The organism is Bacillus cereus group sp. N12 (genome assembly GCF_016483575.1).
GTDB classification, from domain to species: domain Bacteria; phylum Bacillota; class Bacilli; order Bacillales; family Bacillaceae_G; genus Bacillus_A; species Bacillus_A toyonensis.
Genome location: NZ_JAEHBO010000198.1, coordinates 1 through 494 on the forward strand (window position 1 = coordinate 1; position 494 = coordinate 494).

The following is a 494-nucleotide window of genomic DNA, read 5'->3' on the forward strand; positions in this document are numbered from 1 at the left end:
TCATTCTCTGCTTGTAGCGCTTCTATAGAACCTTCAAGAGATACTTCGTTTTGTTTTAAATGTTGTAGCTTAGCTTTTTCTTTGGCCATGGTTAGACGCCCCTTTTTCTTTGATTTTAGGGCATCTAATCCTTCTGTTTCATAAGCTACTTTCCATTTTCGGAGTGTTTCGCAAGAAGGAATATTAAAAAAAGCAGCTGTTTCTCTCAGAGATGTCCCATTTTCATTCATATAATGAATTACATCTAGTTTATACTCGAGAGAGTAAGTTGTATAGCGTTTTTCAAACGCCTTTTCCCCTGAAAATTCAAACCGTTTAATCCATTGATAAAGTTCTCTAGGATGAACCCCTATAGAATTAGCAATGGTTTTTCCGCCTTCCGTACCTTCTAGATATCGTTTTACTGCTTGTATTTTATCTTTTGAAGAAAATTTAGCCATAAAAAATGCACCTCCAATTGTTAATTATGTGTCTAACAATTGGGGTGCACTTCA

Annotated in this window: 1 protein-coding gene; it reads right to left on the reverse strand. The window is 35.4% G+C overall.

Going from position 1 to position 494, the window contains the following annotated elements; all coding sequences use genetic code 11:
• Positions 1–440 (reverse strand): helix-turn-helix domain-containing protein (locus JDS92_RS30125; protein WP_199633043.1); only part of this gene is annotated, 440 nt, incomplete at its 3' end.
• Positions 441–494: the final 54 nt, after the last annotated feature.